The organism is Pseudomonas sp. DR48 (assembly GCF_019823085.1).
Lineage (GTDB): Bacteria > Pseudomonadota > Gammaproteobacteria > Pseudomonadales > Pseudomonadaceae > Aquipseudomonas.
In genome coordinates this window covers 5,582,369-5,604,142 of sequence record NZ_CP081946.1, presented here as the reverse complement: position 1 = coordinate 5,604,142, position 21,774 = coordinate 5,582,369, and the positions used below count along the sequence as shown (strand labels likewise).

General features: G+C 56.5%; 15 protein-coding genes. 7 read left to right on the top strand and 8 right to left on the bottom strand.

Annotated elements, in window-relative coordinates; genetic code table 11:
* Nucleotides 1-354: 354 nt before the first annotated feature.
* From K5K95_RS25315 to K5K95_RS25305, 3 genes are all read left to right on the top strand, one after another.
* Nucleotides 355-1,785 (top strand): IS1182 family transposase, encoded by a 1,431-nt coding sequence (locus K5K95_RS25315; protein WP_222586639.1) that lies wholly within the window; start codon nt 355-357, stop codon nt 1,783-1,785.
* Between the two features lie 573 nt (nt 1,786-2,358).
* Nucleotides 2,359-2,499 (top strand): hypothetical protein, encoded by a 141-nt coding sequence (locus tag K5K95_RS25310; protein ID WP_222586638.1) that lies wholly within the window; start codon nt 2,359-2,361, stop codon nt 2,497-2,499.
* 319 nt (nt 2,500-2,818) lie between these two features.
* Nucleotides 2,819-3,631 carry an inositol monophosphatase family protein gene (locus K5K95_RS25305; RefSeq protein WP_074876658.1) on the top strand — a complete coding sequence of 271 codons (813 nt, stop codon included), beginning with the start codon at nt 2,819-2,821 and terminating at the stop codon, nt 3,629-3,631.
* 165 nt (nt 3,632-3,796) lie between these two features.
* Here the strand turns inward: K5K95_RS25305 and K5K95_RS25300 are convergent, their stop codons facing one another.
* The 4 genes from K5K95_RS25300 to K5K95_RS25290 all read right to left on the bottom strand — a co-directional run bounded on the left by K5K95_RS25300 (nt 3,797) and on the right by K5K95_RS25290 (nt 5,724).
* The gene (locus tag K5K95_RS25300; RefSeq protein WP_315903115.1) at nt 3,797-4,294 is read right to left on the bottom strand and encodes an antitoxin Xre/MbcA/ParS toxin-binding domain-containing protein; all 498 of its coding nucleotides are present in this window, start codon (nt 4,292-4,294) and stop codon (nt 3,797-3,799) included.
* Between the two features lie 55 nt (nt 4,295-4,349).
* Nucleotides 4,350-4,574: a BPSL0761 family protein gene (locus K5K95_RS33260; RefSeq protein WP_305729864.1), complete on the bottom strand. Its 225-nt coding sequence runs from the start codon at nt 4,572-4,574 to the stop codon at nt 4,350-4,352.
* 5 nt (nt 4,575-4,579) lie between these two features.
* Complete coding sequence (locus K5K95_RS25295; protein WP_222586637.1) at nt 4,580-5,221, bottom strand: DUF6088 family protein; 642 nt, start codon at nt 5,219-5,221, stop codon at nt 4,580-4,582.
* 68 nt (nt 5,222-5,289) lie between these two features.
* Entirely contained in the window at nt 5,290-5,724 is a 435-nt protein-coding gene (locus tag K5K95_RS25290; RefSeq protein ID WP_218473541.1) for a hypothetical protein, read from the bottom strand.
* A 90-nt stretch (nt 5,725-5,814) separates the two neighbouring features.
* Between K5K95_RS25290 and K5K95_RS25285 the strand changes: the two genes are divergently transcribed.
* On the top strand, nt 5,815-6,096 hold the full coding sequence (locus tag K5K95_RS25285; RefSeq protein WP_074876666.1) for a helix-turn-helix domain-containing protein: 282 nt from the start codon (nt 5,815-5,817) through the stop codon (nt 6,094-6,096).
* A 524-nt stretch (nt 6,097-6,620) separates the two neighbouring features.
* Here the strand turns inward: K5K95_RS25285 and K5K95_RS25280 are convergent.
* Nucleotides 6,621-7,913, bottom strand: a complete 1,293-nt coding sequence (locus tag K5K95_RS25280; RefSeq protein ID WP_222586636.1) for a tyrosine-type recombinase/integrase — start codon at nt 7,911-7,913, stop codon at nt 6,621-6,623.
* Between the two features lie 1,777 nt (nt 7,914-9,690).
* On the opposite strand from K5K95_RS25280, the gene K5K95_RS25275 reads away from it, so the two are divergent.
* The 3 genes from K5K95_RS25275 (at nt 9,691) to K5K95_RS25270 (ending at nt 16,876) form a co-directional block, all read left to right on the top strand.
* A complete protein-coding gene (locus tag K5K95_RS25275; RefSeq protein WP_222586635.1) occupies nt 9,691-15,309 on the top strand; it encodes a putative Ig domain-containing protein in 5,619 nt (1,872 codons plus the stop codon).
* Between the two features lie 428 nt (nt 15,310-15,737).
* Entirely contained in the window at nt 15,738-16,043 is a 306-nt protein-coding gene (locus K5K95_RS33255) for a transposase (RefSeq protein WP_261398055.1), read from the top strand.
* Complete coding sequence (locus tag K5K95_RS25270; RefSeq protein ID WP_261398054.1) at nt 16,040-16,876, top strand: IS3 family transposase; 837 nt, start codon at nt 16,040-16,042, stop codon at nt 16,874-16,876. Before K5K95_RS33255 ends, K5K95_RS25270 begins: the two co-directional genes overlap by 4 nt.
* Nucleotides 16,877-17,110: 234 nt before the next feature.
* Here the strand turns inward: K5K95_RS25270 and K5K95_RS25265 are convergent, their stop codons facing one another.
* From K5K95_RS25265 to K5K95_RS25255, 3 genes are read right to left on the bottom strand one after another with little or no spacing between them, the layout of a single operon-like run.
* Complete coding sequence (locus tag K5K95_RS25265; protein WP_222586634.1) at nt 17,111-18,460, bottom strand: TolC family outer membrane protein; 1,350 nt, start codon at nt 18,458-18,460, stop codon at nt 17,111-17,113.
* Nucleotides 18,461-18,462: 2 nt separating this feature from the next.
* Nucleotides 18,463-19,833 (bottom strand): HlyD family type I secretion periplasmic adaptor subunit, encoded by a 1,371-nt coding sequence (locus tag K5K95_RS25260; RefSeq protein ID WP_222586633.1) that lies wholly within the window; start codon nt 19,831-19,833, stop codon nt 18,463-18,465.
* Nucleotides 19,826-21,547: a type I secretion system permease/ATPase gene (locus K5K95_RS25255; protein WP_222586632.1), complete on the bottom strand. Its 1,722-nt coding sequence runs from the start codon at nt 21,545-21,547 to the stop codon at nt 19,826-19,828. Before K5K95_RS25255 ends, K5K95_RS25260 begins: the two co-directional genes overlap by 8 nt.
* Between the last annotated feature and the right edge of the window lie 227 nt (nt 21,548-21,774).

Genomic DNA, 21,774 nt, shown 5'->3' with positions numbered 1-21,774 from the left:
TAAAGTAACTAAGTCGTCGATTGGGGAGCTGTCGACTATCAGTCGTCTGCCGTGCTGGCAGGACGAACTTTAGGCTTGAGGCTTTTGCGGAAATACGCGCGAATTTGGTAAAGACTTTTATGAATTCCGGCCTCAATCGTGAGATGGACCGTTGCTGGGCGAGATCGACATGTGCATGGCGGCCTGAAATCTTAAATGGAGTTTTGCAGCCCGCGGCAGTGGCGAGCGATGGCGATTTGATGTGAACATGATCAATTTCAGCCTCAGGACTGTCCGCTTTTGGCCCAGAGTGTGTAAAAACGCTTTCGCAAACCCTTGCTATGATTTCTGAGGATTTCATCGCAGGGATCGCCCATGAAGCGCTTTATCCAAGGTGAACATCGAGGCCAAGGAACCTTCCTTCCGGCGAGCCTCGACGATTACGTCACGGATACCAATCCGGTGCGCGTAGTCGACGTCTTTGTCGACGAGCTCGACCTGGTCAAACTGGGTTTCGAGGGCGCCATACCGGCTGATACTGGCCGGCCGGCTTACCATCCCGCGATCCTGCTGAAGATCTACATCTACGGCTATCTCAACCGCATTCCATCGAGCCGGCGTCTTGAACGAGAAGCCCAACGCAACGTCGAGCTGATGTGGCTGACCGGGCGTTTGATGCCCGATTTCAAGACCATCGCCAACTTCCGAAAAGACAACAGCAAGGCCATCCGAGGTGTCTGCCGCCAGTTCGTGATGCTGTGCCAGCAGCTGGGACTGTTCGGAGAAAATCTGATCGCCATCGACGGCAGCAAATTCAAGGCGGTCAACAACCGCGACCGCAATTTCACCAGCGCCAAACTCAGGCGGCGAATGGAAGAAATTGAATCGGGTATCAATCGGTACCTGACTGCGCTCGACGAAGCCGATCGGCAAGAACCCTTGATCGCCCAGCCTAAGGCTACTCGTCTGCAAGAGAAAATCGACAAGCTCAAAGCTCAGATGAAAGAGTTACAGGTCATTGAAACTCAACTCAACGAATCACCGGATAAACAGGTCTCACTGACCGATCCAGACGCTCGTTCCATGATGACGCGCGGCACTGGAATCGTCGGTTACAACGTGCAGACAGCGGTCGATACCCAGCACCATTTGATCGTTGCACATGAGGTGACCAACGTCGGTTCCGACCGCGATCAACTCAGCTCGATGGCTAAGCAGGCCCGCGAGGCGATGGCGTCAGAAACGTTGTCGGTAGTGGCTGATCGAGGTTACTTCAAAAGCGAAGAGATCCTGGCTTGCCACGATGCAGGCATCACTGCCTATGTGCCCAAGCCGATGACCTCTGGAGCCAAAGCGGACGGGCGTTTCAATAACGATGCCTTTATCTATGACGCGGCGAAAAACGAATACAGTTGCCCGGCTGGAGAAGCACTGATCTGGCGCTATACCAACGTTGAAAAAGGCCTGACGCTGCACCGTTACTGGAGCTCGAAATGCAAGGGCTGCGCAATGAAACCGCAGTGCACACCGAGCACGGAACGGCGGGTTCGACGCTGGGAGCATGAAGCCGTACTGGAGGAAATGCAGAACAGGCTGAGCAACGCGCCGGACATGATGCGAGTCCGCAAGCGTACGGTCGAGCATCCCTTCGGGACACTCAAACAATGGATGGGCGCCACGCATTTCCTGACACGAAAGCTGAACGGAGTAAGTGCGGAGATGAGCTTGAACGTCCTCGCCTACAACTTGAAGCGGGTCATGAAAATTCTCGGTACCAGCGGTTTAATGAAGGCGCTGTCGGCCTGAAGAGGTCTGTATTTTGGCCACCCAGCAAGGTAGAAGCGGCGCTAGGGGCTCCCAGACCCTCGTGATGATCCGCAGGACTTGTTGCGAGCAATTACTCAGCTAACAACCGTCAGCGCTGCGCGCCGACAGTGCATCAGCGCGTTTTTACACACTCTGGGCCGTTCACTGCCGTTCATGTTGGCTAAGCGTGTGGGTCAAGTCAGATCCAAATGGCTGGTCAGGTCGATTGCAAATGAGTGGTCGAGTCAGAGCAGTTGCCCAGATATCAGCAGATTGGAAAAGTCCTCCCTCAACCAGCGGTGATTTGATCTATCTGAAACGATCATCCGAATTCAATGCTAGTTGTCCAACCGCCTACGCGATAACCCGCTTGCCACCAAACACTTCATTGAGCGAGTTCCTAGGATTCTACGCACAACTACAGATTTATCTCGATAGCGCCTGGAAATCCAGGTGTAATCGGCCTGCGAGCGCTGTGTCACCCCCCATGTGTTGGGTGGCGCCGTCAGTGCGCTGAGGTAGCAGAATGGAATAACAGGCTACTCTGTCTAAAATCTGGTCAGGGGATCGGCCATGCGCACCACTTACAGCAATAGCCAAGCTCGCCGCCGTATGCTGGTGCTGGTTGCGCAGGGGCAGACGTTCGTCATCACCCAGAAAGGAAAAGCGGCTTTTCTGCTAGTACAGGTCGAAGCAACAGGGCGTACAGATTGAAAAACCTGACTCGCCAATCCTTAACCCAAAACGGACAGCGTCTTAATGGCAGCGAAATCCCTTCACAGCGCGTAGGTTTATCAACCATCAACCATCAACCATCAACCATCAACCATCAACCATCAACAGTCATTGCGGGCGTAGATTGAGTGCGAAGTCCATCGAATCCTGCGGGAAGAGGCAGAAGGGTAAACACAGATTTTGAAAAGCGATGTTTCCAGTTTGGCTGACAGTTTATTAGACGACTAAGGGGCAATTCGCGTCGCCTTATAGTCGAGACCACTGCATTACCTCACCCAACCATAGGGCGTCCCATTTCGTGCGAACCCCAAACCTTGAAAAGCTGCTCAGTCAGACCCTTGAGGTCGTTATTCGTGCCGGGCAACTACTAATTGCCGAGTGGGCGAGAGTTGACGGACCTCGGGGTCAAGGTGACAAGGCCGCCGTAGACGAAGAAATCGAACAGTTCTTACATCAGCATCTACTGAAGCTGCTTCCTTGCGACTTCTGGGGAGAAGAGACCGGACATCTTCTGACCGGCCATCCGTGGTGCTGGGTAGTTGACCCGAACGACGGGACCGCAGATTTTCTCAAGGGGCTCAAAGGCTCATCCCTTTCCATCGGTCTATTGCACAAACAGTCGCCGGTATTAGGTGTTGTGTATGCCCCCGTCACCGTTGAGGGAACGCCTGATTGCATTGCTTGGGCAGAAGGGATGGCCGAGGTGAACCGCAATGGACAGTCGGTCACGTCACGGCTTACGACCAAAACGCTGTCGAGCGACGAGTTCGTGATGGTCAGTGCCGCCGCAATCAATAAGCCTGAACTTAATAGCGAGCTCTGCAGCCCCAGCACTTTTGTAGCAATGCCATCCATTGCCTACAGGCTCGCCAAAGTCGCCGCCGGGGAGGGGGTCTGTGGCGTCTCTCTTTATCCGGTTTCAGCACATGACGTTGTCGCGGGCCACGCACTCTTGATAGGAGCGGGCGGCGTTTTATTTGATGAGCGAGGCGAAGTGATTACCTACGTTACCGAAGCCAATATGCAAACGGTTTCACAACGGTGCTTCGGTGGTTCAGTGGCCGCGTGCCGGGTCTTGCTGGCTCGTGAATGGGATCTTATTTTCACTTAATACCCAACCAACCCGCTGCCCAACTTATTCGAGCAACTGGTATCGTTTGTATTTGACCGATTCAACTGTACACAGCCCGCAAGAGCCCAACCGAAAACCTCTCTAATGAAATCTCCTAAAACCCAGGCGTCGATTAGCGGAACGCTTACGCTCCGAATTTTGAATCTAGGCAGGACCTCCCCATTCCAGCGCTTGAAGTACCCGACGAACCTGCTTGCCTCCAATCTCAGTGCCACAGAGCAGTACTGGCGTATCTCCGCCGAGGGCTTTGTTTGGCTTCGACATCCAGCACGCGGCCATATTTCTATTTTGGAACACCTGTTCAGCCAAATGGCAGACCACGGCAACACGATCTAGCCGTTCTGAAGCGACGGAGTTGAGGGGCTTTTGCTCACGGCTACGTCGCTTGAACGTGGAGATTGACGTGTTGAGGAGTATCTCTAAGCTATGCCCCTGGAGGTCAAAAGCTATGCAAACCACCTGGAAAAGCTCAGCGGAAAACCCTGCTTTGATCTGGAGCAATCGCTCTGAGTCCTTCAGTAAAACGCGATTGGCGCTGAAATCCGAGAATGCGGCGATAGCGGCATCACGCAATTCGCCTTTCTTGTTTAGCTGACGCCGAGCGGTCGTTGGGGTATTCATTGTTTCAGTATGGATGAGCAACGGGAAACCTGGATGGAGCCTTCCGGGAAGGGGGCGGCGAACCGTCACCAAAAAATCATCGCGCAATTGTAGAGCTGAATACGGGCCCCGAAGCTCCGAAAGGCAAAGTGTCGCTATGTTCCTCTATTCGTCCCGCCAAAGCCACGTCATCTCGAGTTGGAAAGTGCCGTAACAAAAACTTGGCATCACGTCTTACCCGATCTGGAAGCGAATTATCTCGGCATAGCTCAACTAAAAATTCGCGAGTCTGCACCACCGCGCGGGAACGCTCGTCTGGCATCGTCATTATTCATCTCCATGAGGACGGATGCGACGCTCCGCTACAGCCTGCTGAGTTGGCCATGAAATAGCATGACGAAGTGCGGCCTGCATCCAGGTAGGAATCTCACAGTCCGCGATTTTCTTGAATTCAGACGGAGCCATTTTAGCTTTGATACTAGCTATGACCGTATCGCTCACGCCATTTTTGCCTAAGTAGAAGAGGGCGCAAAGCGCTAATCCGACGATCGTGCCAGCATGCTGTAGTTTTTGAGAGGCAACGTGGAGCAAACGTATGCGCTTCGCCCCAACTTTCACCTCGCGGCTAGCGCCACTCGTATAATAAACCGGTCTGATCTGCATCTGAGTGCTCAATCCGAAATACCTGACAGCCTCTGCACCATGTACCTGAATAATTTCACGATTATGACTAGCGATTGCTCCTAGGACTGACTTAGTACTTGGTCGCACATAACCAGTGAAGTGGCTCAGCTTTGGTCGCATGTAAATACCACGACTCAGTCGCTCCAGCTCACCTGATGCAGCAAGGCGAGATAAGGCTTTGGCCACAGCCCCTGGCGAACCTAAATTAGCAAAGCGATTGATACTGAAAGGCTGCGCTTTCGGGGTGTACTTGAGGCGTTTGACGATATTGGCGGTAACAGACATGACACACCAGTCTTGAGCGTTTGAGGCGGTGCTGCGACGATTTAGGCATAGCAGCCTTATGGTCGATGTCAGTCGCGCTTTTTTTTGACTGCTGGGAATAGAACCCTAACGCTTTTTAGGTTCACCTCGGTGTTCACCCCCAAGTGCGTGTAGGTGCGATCAGAAACCTTGAACAGCGGAACCCGTTCCCCCTGTGGATTAATCGCCTCACTTGCCTCAAGGAGCGGCTCCATTTTCCAATGACCGGTTTCATTTACGAAACCAGGGGTGACGTACTGAATGGATCGCACCCGAAATGACTCATGTTGGACCTTGAGAATGTCTTTCAGTGCCTCAAATGAGGACACCATGAGCATTTCCCCAACGAATTCCTTACCATATCGAACGTGTGCTTCAAGGTAAAACCAAGGGATCATTACCGTTTGCCGCATGAACGGACGCCCCAGAAAATCAGCATTGAAAAGGCTGGAAATAATAGTCGGCCCTTCATGATCCGTGTTCATCGCTGGTACCTCAGCATCTCGAATGAACAATATATGTTGTAGTCATATATTGCGCAATGTCGCCTTATCGTTCCTTTTGTGAGAAGCAAAATGGAACTGAAAGAAGCATTTGGGGCGACGCTCCGACAGGCTCGCCTTCGGAAAGGCCTGACTCAGGAGCATTTTTCGTTGGTAAGCAGCCGCACAAATGTGAGTTTGCTTGAGCGTGGAGGGACCAGCCCGACGCTTGTAAAGCTCGAGGAGTTGTGCAGCGTTTTGGGAGTTCATCCCGTCAGCCTGGTAACGGCGTGCTATATGCGAAAGGAAAACATCACGGATCTCAAAGCGTTTCTAGCTCAAGTGCGAAAGGATCTGGAAGCCATCGACTCTTGAAAAGCCATTGATCAAAGGCTCAGTGGCTCACCTGATTTTGGTGAAGCAAGAAAAAGAAAAGGTCAATTTGTTCGTGATGGGAAGCTAGAAGGTGTTAAGCGACTCATCGCAACGAAAGACGCATTGCCTCGATAATCTGGATTTTGCGGATGCAGGCGTAAAGCTGAAATGCGCCGGACCAACAGCCAGTCGCGTTGCACGCAATCAGCCGAGGCGCATCAACTCATACAACGTTCGTAAGGGTGCTGCGGGATCAAGTTTCGCACGCTCTGACCCGAGAGCTGGAGCTCGTACAAATTGCGAAAAGTTTCAGATTTGCAGATTTCTTTGCACGACAGTTTCAAATTTACCTTTCATAAGGGGAGCGTTACCGGCATTTCTGATGGAAAAGCTTCAAATTCATGAAGTCACAAGCCCGATAAACCGGAATTTCAGAGGCAACGCTGAACCTGTAATGCGCCGGTGCCGAATCCAAATCGAAGGAGCAGGGCAGGGATGAGCTCATGAACAAAAAAGCCTTTAGGCTATTTGCGCATTTTGAGCTCTTTGACTGAGCGAGCTCTTTGCTCATCAAGGCTGTTGTAGTAAGTATTTTGTGTGGTGCTAAGGCTGTTATGACGCAAATCCGCTTGTAGGTCTTTCATGTCACGAAGTGGCGCGTCAAACGTAGCCGCGGTATGGCGAAGCCAGTGCAGAGACGCTGAGCGAAGCTGGTCGATTTCATCCTCACTCCAACCTTCACACTGCATACGTTGCAGTGCCCGATCAAACACCGTTTGAAGAAGCGATCGTATGTGTCGATCCGACAGTCCGCCGCGTCCTTTGAGCGTCGCAATCAACGGTGTTTTTTCTTGTGGTGAGGGTAGAGGAGACAGTTCCAATGATCGGCGATAACGCACTAGATACTCCTGGATATACTCGTCCCGGACACTGATCTTGGCCCCTTTGTTGCCTTTGCCGACGACGTGAAACCACCAGTTACCCGTCGTGTCTCGTCGAATGTCTCCCATAGTCGGCCGCCAGTTATCACGGCCGACCAGATCAGACACTCGGAGGTACATTGCGAACAGCGTGGCCAGCACAAACAGCGTGCGCTCGTGGCGAGCGTCTTCGTCAGCCATCTGTTCTGCCGTGTCGATTACAAAACTCCACTGAAGCTCAGTGAGCGATCGGGACGCGACGTCCTGTATGTTCCGCTGTTTGTAAATCGACTTCTGTTTGATGGCCCGGAACGGATTAGCCTCTGTAAGGCCTTCATCCATCGCGTGTTGAAAGAAACTACCGCAGACAGCGAAGACCTGAGCCACCGAGCCTTGGGCCATATGGTAAGGACGTGAGGAGAGTTCACTGATCGCCTCATTCCCAAGCTTGCGTTCCCGTTTTGAAACGGTGTAACAGAAAGGCCTCCAATCAGAATTCACGACGTACTCATCTGACTCAAAACGCTTCCGGCCGCCGACGCGCTTGAACCTGGACTTGACTACAGGACCAACCCAGTCCGCCGGCGGGTTAAGACAAAACTCCATAAATTGCTCCGCATCAGTGCGGCGAAGCTCCAACAGCGGTTTCCGCGCCACAATCAGCGACCAGAGCAACAGGCGCTCGACATGTGTCCTGAAAGAATTGAAGGTGGACTGGTTGCCGGCGTACGATTTCAAAAAACTCCGCACGACCAAGTAGCTGTCAACGGCGTGACAATTATCCTCGAAACTCTTGAGATATTGCTGGACGGCTGCACGCTCATTATTAAGTTGGAGAAAGTTGAGCTCGTGGAAGCACTCGAAGGTATCAAACAGCGGTTGAGGGATGCGTGACATGAATGGACCAATACGGTACTGGAATGGCATTAGCTTGGACGGCTAAGCGGAGTTATGCAATATCCGGGTCTGACAGTTATCGGATATTACACCACACCTAATCCTTCTCTCCGCCTCGGGTATGACGCACACCATGTCCACGATGAAGGTAAGTAGAAGCTGACGACAAATTCAATGTTCTGCGCACATCAGAGATTTTAACACCTATCCGGAGGCATCCTCACTTCGAGTGCGGAAACCGTCGGCAAAACAGGTTCAACGATTCCTCGGACATCAATCGTGACGCCGGGATGTAAGATTATGAGCAGTCAGACAACGGAATGAACCTCAGCTATTGTCTGATTTGATGTAGTCATCGACCGGAAAGATGCAAACCATCGATATTTTTTAGAAGGCGTGTTCATACTGGGGGAAATTATTGAAAGGAGCGCACCTAAAGGGTTCCAGGGGAATAGGCACTGAAATGCATAAGTCTAAATCGCCGGAAAAACGACGGAAATCAGCCGGAAAAACGTATTTGGTCAACCAGAGTTGCATCAGTTGTGTCTAAACCCGAGAAATTTATGGGGCCGTTTCCGGAGAACAAGCCCTGGTTAGGGAATCACGACCTATGCAGAAAACTTTTTTTCTTTTTAAAACAGATAGATAGGACGTAGGAGGAAATTCCGGCTAACCATAGTCGCTGACAGCACAAGCACAGGAAGTTCCGCACAGACACATCATTTAACATAATATACATTACACGTAACTAGATATTTCCAATTGGGCCAGGGTTGCGCGCAGATCTTCCTGTCAAAGCGCTCAGTAATAAATCTGTAGACCGATGGTTTTGTTCCCACCTCAAAAAGTACCTCTGCGTTCTAGCCCGTACGGTTCGCCTGAGTTGACGGTACATCACCCGTTTATTCTTCTAATGTCGCCCATATTGACGTGGGCGTTCACCAACCCCGAGTTCGCCATTTCATTTGCTTGATAGAGATGTTTTGGCGCGTGACTGTTCTTTGTGGCTTTACTAACATTCCAGACCTGCCTCCGCGCACGCTGCTGTGTGAAATCTGCAGCGTTCAACACGGCGTTGGTACAGGGATTTCACGGATAGTCATTTCGCGGCAGCGACGAATATCCCCGTATCGACGAATTCATTATCAGATTCCGCTATGAATGGATTAACGCAAAGAGACAATGCCGCTGCTCAAGAATTGGCCTTGGCTAAATTTCGACTTGTTTAACAGCTCGGAAAACAAATTGCCCGGGATCGACGCCCTTGAAATCTAGACAGCTCTTAGCTGCGAGCTCCATGCCCGTGATGGCGTCTGTTTTAGCAACACCGTTGATTGCAAATCGCTACTTCAAGCCTGTCCAAGGTGCAAATTATTTGCTCGAAAACTACAGCTAAACTAAACGTTCATTTAGTAGAGCTATTACTCTAGATATTTCAAAGTAAACCAACTTCAGGCCTTGTCATCGACTTTTAGCCCGCCTCTAACTCCCAGCAAGAAATTCATCCCCCTCCTCTTAAACGGCCTCACAGCCCCGCCGAACTCAAATCATAGCTCCAGCGATCGTCCGCGTTTTCAGCGCATTTCACTTACAGGAAGAGCGTCAAAATAACGTAAATCCGTAAAAACTCTTCACAACCACTGATCAGTAATATCGGTTTATTGACGTATCTCCGATGCACGGTCAAAACTTTTGCGTGTCTCTGGGTCATAACACAGTGGTCGTCGATGGAATATTGGCACCTTCTGCGATTAAAGCCTGATACGGAGATAAGCTCATGATTTTTAACGTACAAAATTTTGGCGCCAAAGGAGATGGCCTCACCGACGACACGGCGGCAATCCAAAGTGCAATTGATGCGGCCGCCGCTGCAGGCGGTGGACAGGTGTATATGCCGACTGGCACGTATATCGTTTCGGGGGGGGTGGAACCCTCCGATGGCTGCCTAATGCTCAAGAGCAACGTCTACCTGTACGGCGACGGCATGGGTACCACCAACGTCAAGGTGGCTGATGGCTCCGACACCAAGATCACGGGGGTTATCCGCTCCGCCTATGGCGAGGAAACCCACGACTTCGGCATCAGCAACCTCACCATCGATGGCAACCGCGATAGCACCACGGGCAAGATCGACGGTTGGTTCAATGGCTTTATTCCCCGCAAAGAAGGCTACGATTCCAACGTCACCCTCGACAGTGTCGAGATCAAGGATTGCTCCGGGTATGGTTTCGATCCCCACGAGCAGACCGTCAACATGGTCATCAAGAACAGCGTGTCCCACGGCAATGGCCTGGACGGCTTCGTCGCTGATTTCCTGAGTGACAGCACGTTTGAAAACAACGTCGCCTACGACAACGACCGGCATGGTTTCAACGTCGTCACCAGTACCCACGACTTCACCCTGACCAATAACGTCGCCTACAACAACGGCGGCAATGGCATCGTGGTGCAGCGCGGCAGCGAGAACATCCCCTCCCCCAGCAACATCACCATCACCGGTGGCGAGGTGTACGGCAACGGTGCCGAAGGGGTGCTGATCAAACTGTCCAGCGATGTGACCGTCAGCGGCCTCGACATTCATGACAATGCCAGCGCCGGTGTCCGCATCTACGGCAGCAACCACGTCGAGATCATCGACAACACGCTCAACAACAATTCCCTGGGCAATCCCGTACCGGAGATCATTCTCCAGTCCTACGACGACACCCTGGGCGTGTCCGGCAAGTACTTCAACGGCAGCGACAACACCATCCAGGGCAACATCATCAGCGGCAGCAACCTGTCGACCTACGGTGTTGCAGAGCGCAACGAAGACGGCACCGATCGCAACGCCATCATCGGCAACACCATCAGTCACATCAGCAAGAGTGCCACGCTGGTCTATGGCGACGGCAGCTACGTCAGCGACACGGTGCCGATGACTACCGTGCAAGGTACGGCTGGCAACGACATCCTTCTGGGCAGCGCCGACAGCGAGATTTTCTTTGGCGGTTCCGGCAACGACACGATCAATGGCGGGGCTGGTAGCGATATTCTGGTGGGCGGTGCAGGCATCGACAAACTCACCGGTGGTACCGGCGCCGATACGTTCCGTTTTGCCGCTCAGTCCGACAGCTACCGCAACGCAACCGCAAGCTTCGATGACACCGTGACCGACTTCGACGTCACCCAGGACAAGATCGACCTCGCCGGTCTCGGTTTCACCGGCCTGGGCAATGGCCGTGGCGGCACCCTGCAGGTCAGCTACAGCGCCAGCAACGATCGCACCTACATCAAGGACTACGACGCCGACGCCAGCGGCAATCGCTTTGAGTTGATTCTCTCGGGCAACCTCGCCAGCACCCTGACCGCCAGTAATTTCATTTTCAATCGGGTGATCACCGGCACCAGCGCCAGCGAATCATTGCTGGGCAGCGACTCGGCTGACACGTTGCTTGGCCTGGCGGGTAACGACAGCCTCAGTGGCGGCGCGGGCGATGACAAGCTCGACGGCGGTGCCGGCATGGACACCCTTTCCGGTGGCGCCGGCGCGGACACGTTTGTGTTCTCCAGTCGCTTGGACAGTTACCGCAACTACAATACTGGCGGCGCCAACCTTAGCGACGTGATCACTGATTTCGATATCAGCGCCGACAAGATCGACCTCTCGGCCATCGGTTTTACCGGCCTGGGAGATGGCAAGAACAACACGGTGTACCTGGCGCTCAACAGTGCCGGCACCAAGACGTACATCAAGTCGCTGAACGCCGATGCCGATGGCAATCGCTTCGAAGTGACGCTGAGCGGCAACTACCTGGACAAACTGACCAGCGCCAACTTCGTCTTCGCCACCACGCCTGCCACGAACCAGGCGCCCGTGCTGGCCACGCCGCTGCTGGATCAGAATGCTACCGAAAGCACGCCATTCAGCTATGTCGTACCGGCCACCAGCTTCACCGATCCGGATAACGACAGCCTCAGCTACACCGCCAAACTGGCCGATGGCAGCGCCCTGCCCGGCTGGCTGACATTCGATGCAGCCACTCGCACGTTCAGCGGCACACCCAGCGACACCGCGTCGGGCACCTACTCCATCCAGGTCTCTGCGAGCGACGGTAGCAACGCCACCGTCAGCGACAGCTTTACTCTCGCCGTGCAGGACGTGCCCGCCTCTCCCACGGTGATCAATGGCACGCCGAACAACGACACGCTGACCGGCACCGCTGCTAACGAACAGCTGTTCGGTGGCGCCGGTAACGACACGCTTAATGGCGGCGCGGGCAACGACATCCTGGTCGGTGGCGCCGGGGCGGATAAGCTCACCGGCGGCGCGGGTGCCGATGTGTTCCGCTACACCTCAACACTCGACAGTTACCGCACCAGCTCTGCCAGCGTCAGTGACCAGATCCTCGATTTCGACGTGACAGCGGACAAGATCGATGTCTCGACGCTCGGCTACACCGGCCTGGGCAATGGCCTGAATGGCACGCTGCAAGTGACTTACAGCGCATCGAGCAACCGCACCTACATCAAGGACCTCACCGCCGACGCCAATGGCAACCGCTTCGAAGTGTCGATGGCGGGCAACCTGGTGAGCAGCCTGACGGCGAGTCATTTTGTCTTCGACACCCACCAAAACATGCCCAGCAATGTCGCGCCGGTGGTGGCCATTCCCCTCCTCGATCAGAACGCCACCGAAAACACCGCGTTCAATTACACGGTGACCCATGACAGCTTCACCGATGCCGATCAGGATGTGTTGGTCTACACCGCGACCCTTGCCGACGGCAGCGCCCTGCCCGCCTGGCTGAGTTTCAACGCCACCAGCCTGACGTTCACCGGTACGCCAATCAGCACGGCATCGGGTAATTACAGCGTATTGGTCAAGGCCACCGATCCTTCTGGGGAGTCGGTCAGTGACAGTTTCGCCCTGGCGGTGGCCGATGCGCCGGCCAACACCATTGCCGGCACCAGTAACGCCGATACCCTTAACGGCACGGCAGATGCGGACCTGATACTCGGCCTCGGTGGTAACGACACGATCAAGGCTGGCGCTGGCGCGGACATCATCGACGGCGGCGCCGGACGCGATTCGCTGTATGGCGGCGACGGGGCCGATACCTTCCGCTACAGCAACTCGCTCGACAGCTACCGCGACTACGACGCCGGCGGCATCACGGCCACCGACACGATTTACGACTTCACCGCCGGCGTCGACAAGATCGATGTGTCGGGCCTGGGCTTTCTCGGCCTCGGCGATGGCAGCAATCACACGCTGTACATGACCCTCAACGCAGCCGGCGACAAGACCTACGTCAAGTCAGCCGATGCGGATGCCGATGGCAACCGTTTTGAAATCGCCCTCAATGGCAACTACCTCAACACCCTGACCGCCAGCGACTTCGTGTTCGGCGAGCGCGCGCAACAAGACATCCTCTACTTGCCCACCCTCGGCCAATCCAATGCGCGTCTGCTGCGCATGACCGAGGACGATAATCAGTCCGGCACATCGATGCTGGTCAATGACCTGGATCGCTACACCACCTATGACGTACGCAGCCAGTTCACCGATGCCGACGGTAACGGCATCGACATCGCGGTGGGTGGCAGTACGGTCAACGGCCTGTCGACCCTGGGCGCCGAGGAGCTCAGTTTGTGCTGGTGGTTGACCGACACCAACCAACCCGGGCCTGCGCTGTTGCGTGCCGTCGCGTTGCTGGGGGACCAGCTCACCGAACTGAAATCGATCGATAACGTCACCATGGGCATCATCTGGGGCCAGGGCGAGGAAGCCGCCCAGGAGATCGGCCGCGCCACGGACAAAGCAGCGGCAGCCGCAGCCTACAAGGCCGCGACCATGAACGTGTTTGATTACCTGCATGCCCAGTTCGGCAACTTCAGCGTGTACATGATGGAAACCGGTCACTACCAGGAAGATGCGGCGAGTGCCCGGGGTTATTCGGCAGAAAAGATTGCTTCGATCGTCGAAGGGGTTGGCTATGTCCGCGCCGTCCAGGAGGAGATCGCCGCCGAGCGCACCGACGTCAAGCTGGCGGTGGACTACACCGACCTGCCCTTGCGCTATGAAGTCGATCCGCTGGTGTATCCCGATGACGTCTGGCACCTGCACGAGGAATCGGCGGAAATCGTTGGCCAGCGCCTGGCCGACTACATCGCCGGTGACCTTGGTTTTCAAGGCAACGCGAACGACAACAACAGCGTGCAGGACATTTTCGACAACGCTCAGAACCAGGGCGGGATGATCTCCGGCACCGACCAGGCCGATACCCTGGTGGGCAGCTCGGGCAACGACACACTGGATGGCGACCTGGGCGCCGACTCCATGACCGGTGGCGATGGCAACGACATCTATGTGGTCGACAACGCGGCCGACAGCGTGGTGGAAACCAACGCCTCGCCTTCGCAGATCGATACGGTGCAAGCCTCGGTCAGCTGGACCCTGGGTGCCAATCTCGAAAATCTGGTACTCACCGGCGTGTCGGACATCAACGGCACCGGCAATGAGCTGCGCAACTTCATCACCGGCAATGCCGCCGCCAACGTGCTCAATGGTGCCGCGGGGGCCGACAGCATGAGCGGCGGCGATGGCAACGACACCTACTATGTCGATAACGCCAACGACACCGTGATCGAGACCAACAGCAATGCAGTGCCGGGAGGGATCGACAGCGTACACAGCAGCTTGGCGGCCTATACCCTCGGCGCCAACGTCGAGAATCTGTACATCGATAGCGCCGGCGCCGCCAATGGCACGGGCAACGCACTGGACAACACGCTGTTCGCCGGAGCAGGCAACAATGTGCTGGACGGGCGCGAGGGTAATGACACCGTGTCTTTTGAACGCGCCCTGTCCGGCGTCACCGTCAGCCTCTCGACGTCAGCGCAACAAGACACCGTGGGCTCCGGGCTCGACACCTTGAAGTTCTTCGAAAACCTGACGGGAAGTGCCTACGCCGACAGTCTGTCGGGCAACAGCGCCGCGAACGTTCTGAACGGTGGTGCGGGCAACGATACGTTGGTAGGTGGCTCGGGCGATGACCGGTTGATCGGCGGTGCAGGCACCGACACTCTCACCGGCGGCACTGGCGCGGACACCTACGCATTTGGTGCGCTGTCGGACATGGGCATCGGTGCTTCACGCGATGTGATCAACGGTTTCAAGAGCATCGAGGGCGACCATCTGGATTTCACCGGCCTGGACGCCAACCCGCTGACCGCCGCTGTTGACGCCTTCACCTTCATCGGCAGCAACGCCTTCGACCCAGCCAACGCCACCGGCCAACTGCGCTTTGCCGACGGCATTCTCTACGGCAGCGTCAACGCCGACGCCACCCCCGAGTTTGAAATTCAACTGGTAGGCGTCAAGGATCTGCACGCCAGCGATTTCACCGCCTGAGTCAATCCACAACCGGAGGGAGCGAGCCGGCCCGCGATGACGGTGGCCTATCCAGCATGGATGCTGACTGACCCACCGCTATCGCGAACAAGCCCGCTCCCACAGGGGTTTGCAGCGTTCGGGAAATCGAGGACAGCCACAGATCAAAATGTGGGAGCGGGCTTGCCCGCGATGACGGCGGCACATCCAGCATGGATGCTGACTGACCCACCGCTATCGCGAGCAAGCCCGCTCCCACAGGGGTTTGCTGCGCTCGGGAAATCGGAGACAACCACAAATCAAAATGTGGGAGTGAGCCTGCTCGCGATGACGGCGGCACATCCAGCGTGGATGCAAGCTGACCCACCGCTATCGCCAGCAGGCTGAACTGGCCTAATAATTCCGGACACCTCTTAAGGGCGATATGATTTCGCCAATTTGGAGGTTCCATGAAAGAAAGAAGAGTCTTTTCCCGCGAGTTCAAACACCGTGCGGCCAACATGGTGATTGATGACAATTGTTCGGTACAGGAAGTCTGCGCGTCGCTGGACATTAGTGCCACAGCCTTACGACGTTGGGTGGATCAGGTTCGCAAGGAACACAAGGGGCAACCGGTTCAAGGCACCAAGGCCATTACCGAAGATCAGCGCCAGATTCAGGATTTGAAAGCCAAAATCAAACGCATGGAAATGGAGGCCGAGATCTTAAAAAAGGCTACCGCTCTCTTGATGTCGGACCCCGATCGTTTTCGATGATCGCGGAGCTAAGAGAGTCATACCCGACCGCCATCTTGTGTCGCGTTTTCGACGTTAAGCGCAGTAGTTTTTATGAATGGGTTCAGCGGTGCACCAAGCCAAGGATCAGACGCGAAGAACTGAGAGGCAAAGTCGTCGAGTTACACAGCGAAAGCCGGGAAGCCATGGGGTCCAGAGCGATCAGCAAGCATCTTCAGGCCCAAAACATAGCGGTAGGCAGAAGCCTGGCTAAAGCACTGATGAGGGAGGCCAACATTGTCAGTAAACAGCGCCAGCCTCACCCATTCAGATCCAAAGGAGTTGAAGCATTTGTCGCGCCCAATCTGCTGAAGCGCAATTTCAAGCCAGCCGCGGTCAACCAAGTCTGGTGTGGCGACGTTACCAGTTTGATGGTGGGTAAGCGCTGGGTTCACCTGGCCATCGTGATCGACTTGTTTGCGCGCCGTGTCATTGGTTGGGCATTTTCCCTGGTTAATGACGCCAACTTGGTTAGCAAAGCGCTACGGATGGCGACAGAGCTTCGAGTGTGCATACCTGGACTGATGTTCCATTCGGATCAAGGCTGTCAGTACACCAGCCGCAAGTTTCAAGAGGAGCTGACGCGTCATGGCATCTTGCAAAGCATGAGTCATCGCGGGCAGTGCTGGGACAACGCTCCAACAGAACGCTTTTTCGGCACTCTGAAGTCAGAATGGGTGCCGCGTGGCGGCTATGGCACGAGCGAAGAAGCACAAACCGACATGGTCCGTTTTTTCATGTACTACAACCGCACCAGGCTCCACAGCTACAACAAATACTTGTCGCCAATAGCTATGGAGCAAAAAGCGGCATAAACACCGTAACCGGTGTCCGGATTTACTTGACCAGTTCAGGCTCGCTCCCACAGGGGTTTGCTGCGCTCGGGAAATCGAGGACAACCACAGATCAAAATGTGGGAGTGAGCCTGCTCGCGATGACGGCGGCACATCCAGCGTGGATACAAGCTGACCCACCGTCTTCGTGAGTAAGCCCGTTTTCAGAGGATTAGGGTCGCAGACCGGCGTCAATCTCTCCCCCCGCTTCATTCCTCAGAACAGATTTTGCACCTGTTCCAGTACCGCACGGTTCATCTGGCCGGTGTGGGTGTGCAGGCTGACATAGCTTTGCAGCATGTCGAGCTTGGTGTTGAGCAAATCTCGACGCGCCTGGAACACCCGCTGCTGTGCATCAAGAATATCCACCGTTGACCGCACTCCCCCCTGGAAACCCTTTTCCGTCGAGGTCAGCGCTCGCTGATTGGACTCCACCGCCCGCAGCATCGCCTTGCTTTTGGCGAATCCGGCCACCACGCCCAGATAATCGGTCTCGATGTCCTCGGCCAATTGTTGGCGTTGTACGTCATAGTCGGACTGGGCACCGGCCACTTGCGCTTCGGCTTTCGCGACCGAGGCGCGTACCGCACCGCCGCGATACAACGGAATTTCCAGCTGAACCCCCACGTAATACGAATCCTGCCGCGGGTCTTGCTCCTGATACTGACGGGTTTCCTGGCGGCTGAGCTGGGTGGTCAGCGACAACGTCGGATAATGCCCGGCGCGCTGGCTGTCGGCCTGCGCTTCGGCGACTTTCACCGCCGCCAGCCGGGCTGCCAGCTCGGGGTTGGCATCATGGGCAATTGCAGTCCAGTACGGCAAATCCCGCTCCGGCGGAATCGGGTTGCCGGTGGGCAGTTCTTCGCGCATCGACTGGATGTCTTCGATGGCCACACTGGCGCGACCGGACAACGCCCGCAACGCAGCCACGCGGCGAGCCTGGGCTTCAGCCTCTTGGGCTTCGACGAGATCGAGCCGCGCCTGGGCTTCATCAATATCGGTGATTGCGCCCTGCCCGCCCTGGTAAAGCTTTTTGCTTTGCGTCACCAACCCATTGATGGCGGTCTTTTGCTGGGCGATCAACTTGATCTCGTTCTCGGCCCGGGCGACATCGAAATAGCCTTTGGCAACCCTGTCGTACAAGGTCTGGCCGGCAACGTCGAATAGCTGCGTACCCAACTGCCCCCGCGCCTTGCCCTCCTGATATGCGGCCCAGCGCCCTTTGTCGTAGAGCGGTTGTTGCGCCGCCAGGGTGACGTTGTTCGCCTGGTAATCGTTACTGTTGACGTAGCTGGTGTCGCTGCCGCCATCGGTACGACCGCCGTAGCCATAGCGCGACGTCAGCGACACTTGCGGATAGAGGCCGCCGCGGCCAATCGCCTCTTCATGCGTCGACGCATCAAAGGCATGGGCGGCCGATTGCACGGTCGGGTCGTTGATGCGCGAGGCATCGTACGCGGCGGTCAGGCTCAGCGCCTCCTGGGTCGCCCCGGCAGAACTGATCGCCCCCCAACCGGTACACAGACTCAGCAACAGGCGGGCGCTATAACGGAACCGTACGGTCATGCTCATTCCTCTTTGAAGGCTGCGAGCAAGCGTTCGCGTAAGGGTTTCATCAGGTAGTTCATCAAGGTCCGTTCCCCCGTGACCACCGTCACATCAGCCAGCATGCCGGGACGCACCAGCAGGCCAGCGGCCTGTAGCGAGGCCACGGTGTCGGCGGGAATTTCGACCTTGGCGGAAAAGTACGGCTGGTGAGTTTGTTCATTGATCAACTGGTCCGCCGACACTGTGGTCACCGTGCCGGTGACGGTCGGGGTATCCACCCGTTGCAGTGCCGTGAAATGCACATGCACCGGCAGCCCCGGACGCAACTTGTTGGCCATCAACGGCTCGAAACGCGCGGTAATCGCCATCGGCGCATCCAGCGGCACCACCTGCATCAGGGTTTGACCGGCCTGCGCAACGCCGCCGACCGTATGAATGCTTACGTCCATGACCTGTCCGGACGCCGGCGCACGGATCGCGCCGTTGTCGACTTCAAACTGAAAAGCATGGATCTGGTCAGCAAAACCTGACGCCTCGGCAGAGACTTCGCTGAGCTGAACTTCGGCGTCGCGGCGAAACTCCTGTTGCGCCTGCAAGGCTTTGAGCCGACTTTCATTGATCGACTGACGAGTCCTGCCGACATCGCCCACCCCGGAGGCAATCTGCCCGGCCAATTGGGCGGCGTTGCGCTCGGCCTCGAAGAGTTTGTTGCGTGGTACGTAGCCCTCGCGCGCCAAATCACGCAGGCCTTCCAGCTCCTGCTGCTGGAAGCGCATCTGCGTGTCGTAGTTGCGTTTGACGCCTTCGTAGCCGAGCAATTGCTGCTGCAATGCCGCGGCTTCGTGTTCGATGATCTGCAAGCGGCTGCCCAGTTCTGCGCGACGGGTCGCAAACAACTGGCTCTGCAATGCCATGGCGGCCTTGACCCTCGGCTCCTCGGCGTGTTCCAGCAGTTCAGCGGGCCATTGGATCTCGGCTGAGCCCAGGCGCTCGGCAATCAAACGAGCCTCGACGCTGCGATCGTTGAGCAGCTTGCCCCGGGTCACGTCCAGTTGTGACTGCGCTTGCACCGTGTTGAGCTGCACCAGCAACTGCCCTTGGGTAACGCGGTCGCCGTCGCTGACCAGCAGTTTTTCCACCACGCCGCCGACCAACGACTGCACCGCTTTGCGTTCGCCCGCCACCACAACGGTGCCGCTGCCCACAACACCTTGGTCGAGCGGCGCCAGACACGCCCAAAGCAGGAAACCGCCGAGCGCCAGGACCAGGAATCCCACGCCATAACGTGCCGCACTCACCGCGTCGGTATTGGCGCCGGGCGGTGTTGCGTTGCCGCGTACGCTTGGCCTCTGCTCGCTGTACGTTGGTTTCCCGGGGGTCAGATCATGCATCTTCGCCAGTCTCCTTGACCGCTGCCGGTTTTGGCCCCGGGATCAATGCCTTGAGCACCCGGTCCCGTGGACCGAATGCGTGTTGAGTGCCGTCCTTGAGTACCAGGATGTGATCGACCACCGCCAGCACATTCGGCCGATGGGTAATCAGCACCACGGTGCTGCCAGCTGCCTTGAGCGCACTGATGGCCTGAACCAGTGCCACTTCGCCTGCTTCATCGAGATTGGAATTGGGCTCATCGAGCACGATCAGCGACGGGAGTCCATAGAGTGCGCGAGCCAGGCCGAGGCGCTGCTTCTGCCCGCCGGACAATCCAAGCCCGCCGGGGCCGAGCGGCGTGTCGTATCCCTTGGGAAATCTCAGGATCATTTCGTGAATGCCCGCGTGACGGCCGGCGGCGATGATCTTGTCGGCGTCCTGTTCACCGAAGCGGGCAATATTGTCGGCCACACTGCCGTCGAACAGCTCGATGTCCTGCGGCAGGTAGCCGAGGTACGGGCCCAAGGCGTCGTGAGACCATTGACTGATCTCGGCGTCGTCGAGGCGCACCGATCCGCCCATGGCCGGCCAGACCCCGACCAGCGCCCTGGCCAGCGTGGATTTGCCGCTGGCGCTGGGGCCGACGACGGCGAGCACGTCACCTTTGACCAGGCTGAAATTGATTCCCCGCAGGATCGGTTGCACGGCTCCGGGCGGCCCAACATGCACCTGCTCCAGACGCACCGCGCCGGTGGGCGGCGGCAACGGCATGCGCAGACGGTCGCGCGGGTGCTGGGCAAGGAGTTGGCTCAGGCGCTGATAACTCTGGCGGCCAGAGTTGAATTGCTTCCACGAGCCGATGGCGATCTCCACGGGGGCCAGGGCGCGCCCCAACAGCAGCGACATGGCGATCATCATGCCCGCTGACAACTGGCCTTCGAGCACCAGCAACGCGCCCAGGCCCAGGGCCAGCGATTGCCCGGAGATGCGCACGAAACGGGTCGCCGAGGTGATACGTGCGCTACGGTCGCTGGCATGGGCCTGGGCGGCAACGATGCGTTGCTGCAGCAGGCTCCAGCGCTGGCGCAATGGTCCGAGCATGCCCAAGGCCTGGATGACTTCGGCATTCTGGAACGTGCTGTTGACGTAAATCGACGACTGCACGCTCAGTCGATTGGCTTCGCCCAGACGCGTTCGGGTCGCCAGTTCGCCCCACAGTGCCAGACCGATCAGCACCAGGGCTAGCACCAGCGTCAGCACGCCGAACCAGGGATGAAAGATGAACGCCACCAACAGAAAGATCGGCAACCACGGTGCATCGAGCAACGCAATCAGGCCCTGGCCGGTGATCAACTGCCGCAGCGTCGCCAGATCGATCAGCACCTGCGCCGGGTTGGCGTTGTGCTCGCGCAGGCTGCGGGCGAAAGCAGCGTCGAAAATCCGCTCGCCCAAGGCATCGTCCAGCCCCGCGCTCATGCGAATCATCACCTCGCCGCGTACCCACTCGATCAGCGCGCTGAACATGAACAGTCCCAGGGCGATCAAGGTGAGCATGAACAAGGTGGTTTCGTTGCGGCTGGTGAGAACCCGGTCGTACACCTGCATCATGTAGAGCGACGGCACCAGCACCAGCAGGTTGATCACACCGCTGAACAGCGCCAACGACCAGAACACCCGGCGATAGCTGAGTAAAGCGGCATCAATGTCATGACGCGGATCAAGAAGCAAACCCATGGAAACTCGCTCGTAAAAGGATTAGTCGGTCCAGGACGCAATCCATCGCGAGCGCTTTGCCAAAAGAGAAATCACTGAATGCAGTCTGACGTGCGGCTATCAGAGACGATCCTCGTCGCTACAGGCGCCAACAACTGACAACGCATCTACGGGTAAGTGCCGGTTCTACGGGCTGGGTATTCAGGCGGGGTGACGGGCGGGAATACAGACGGTTACCTGTTTCTCGT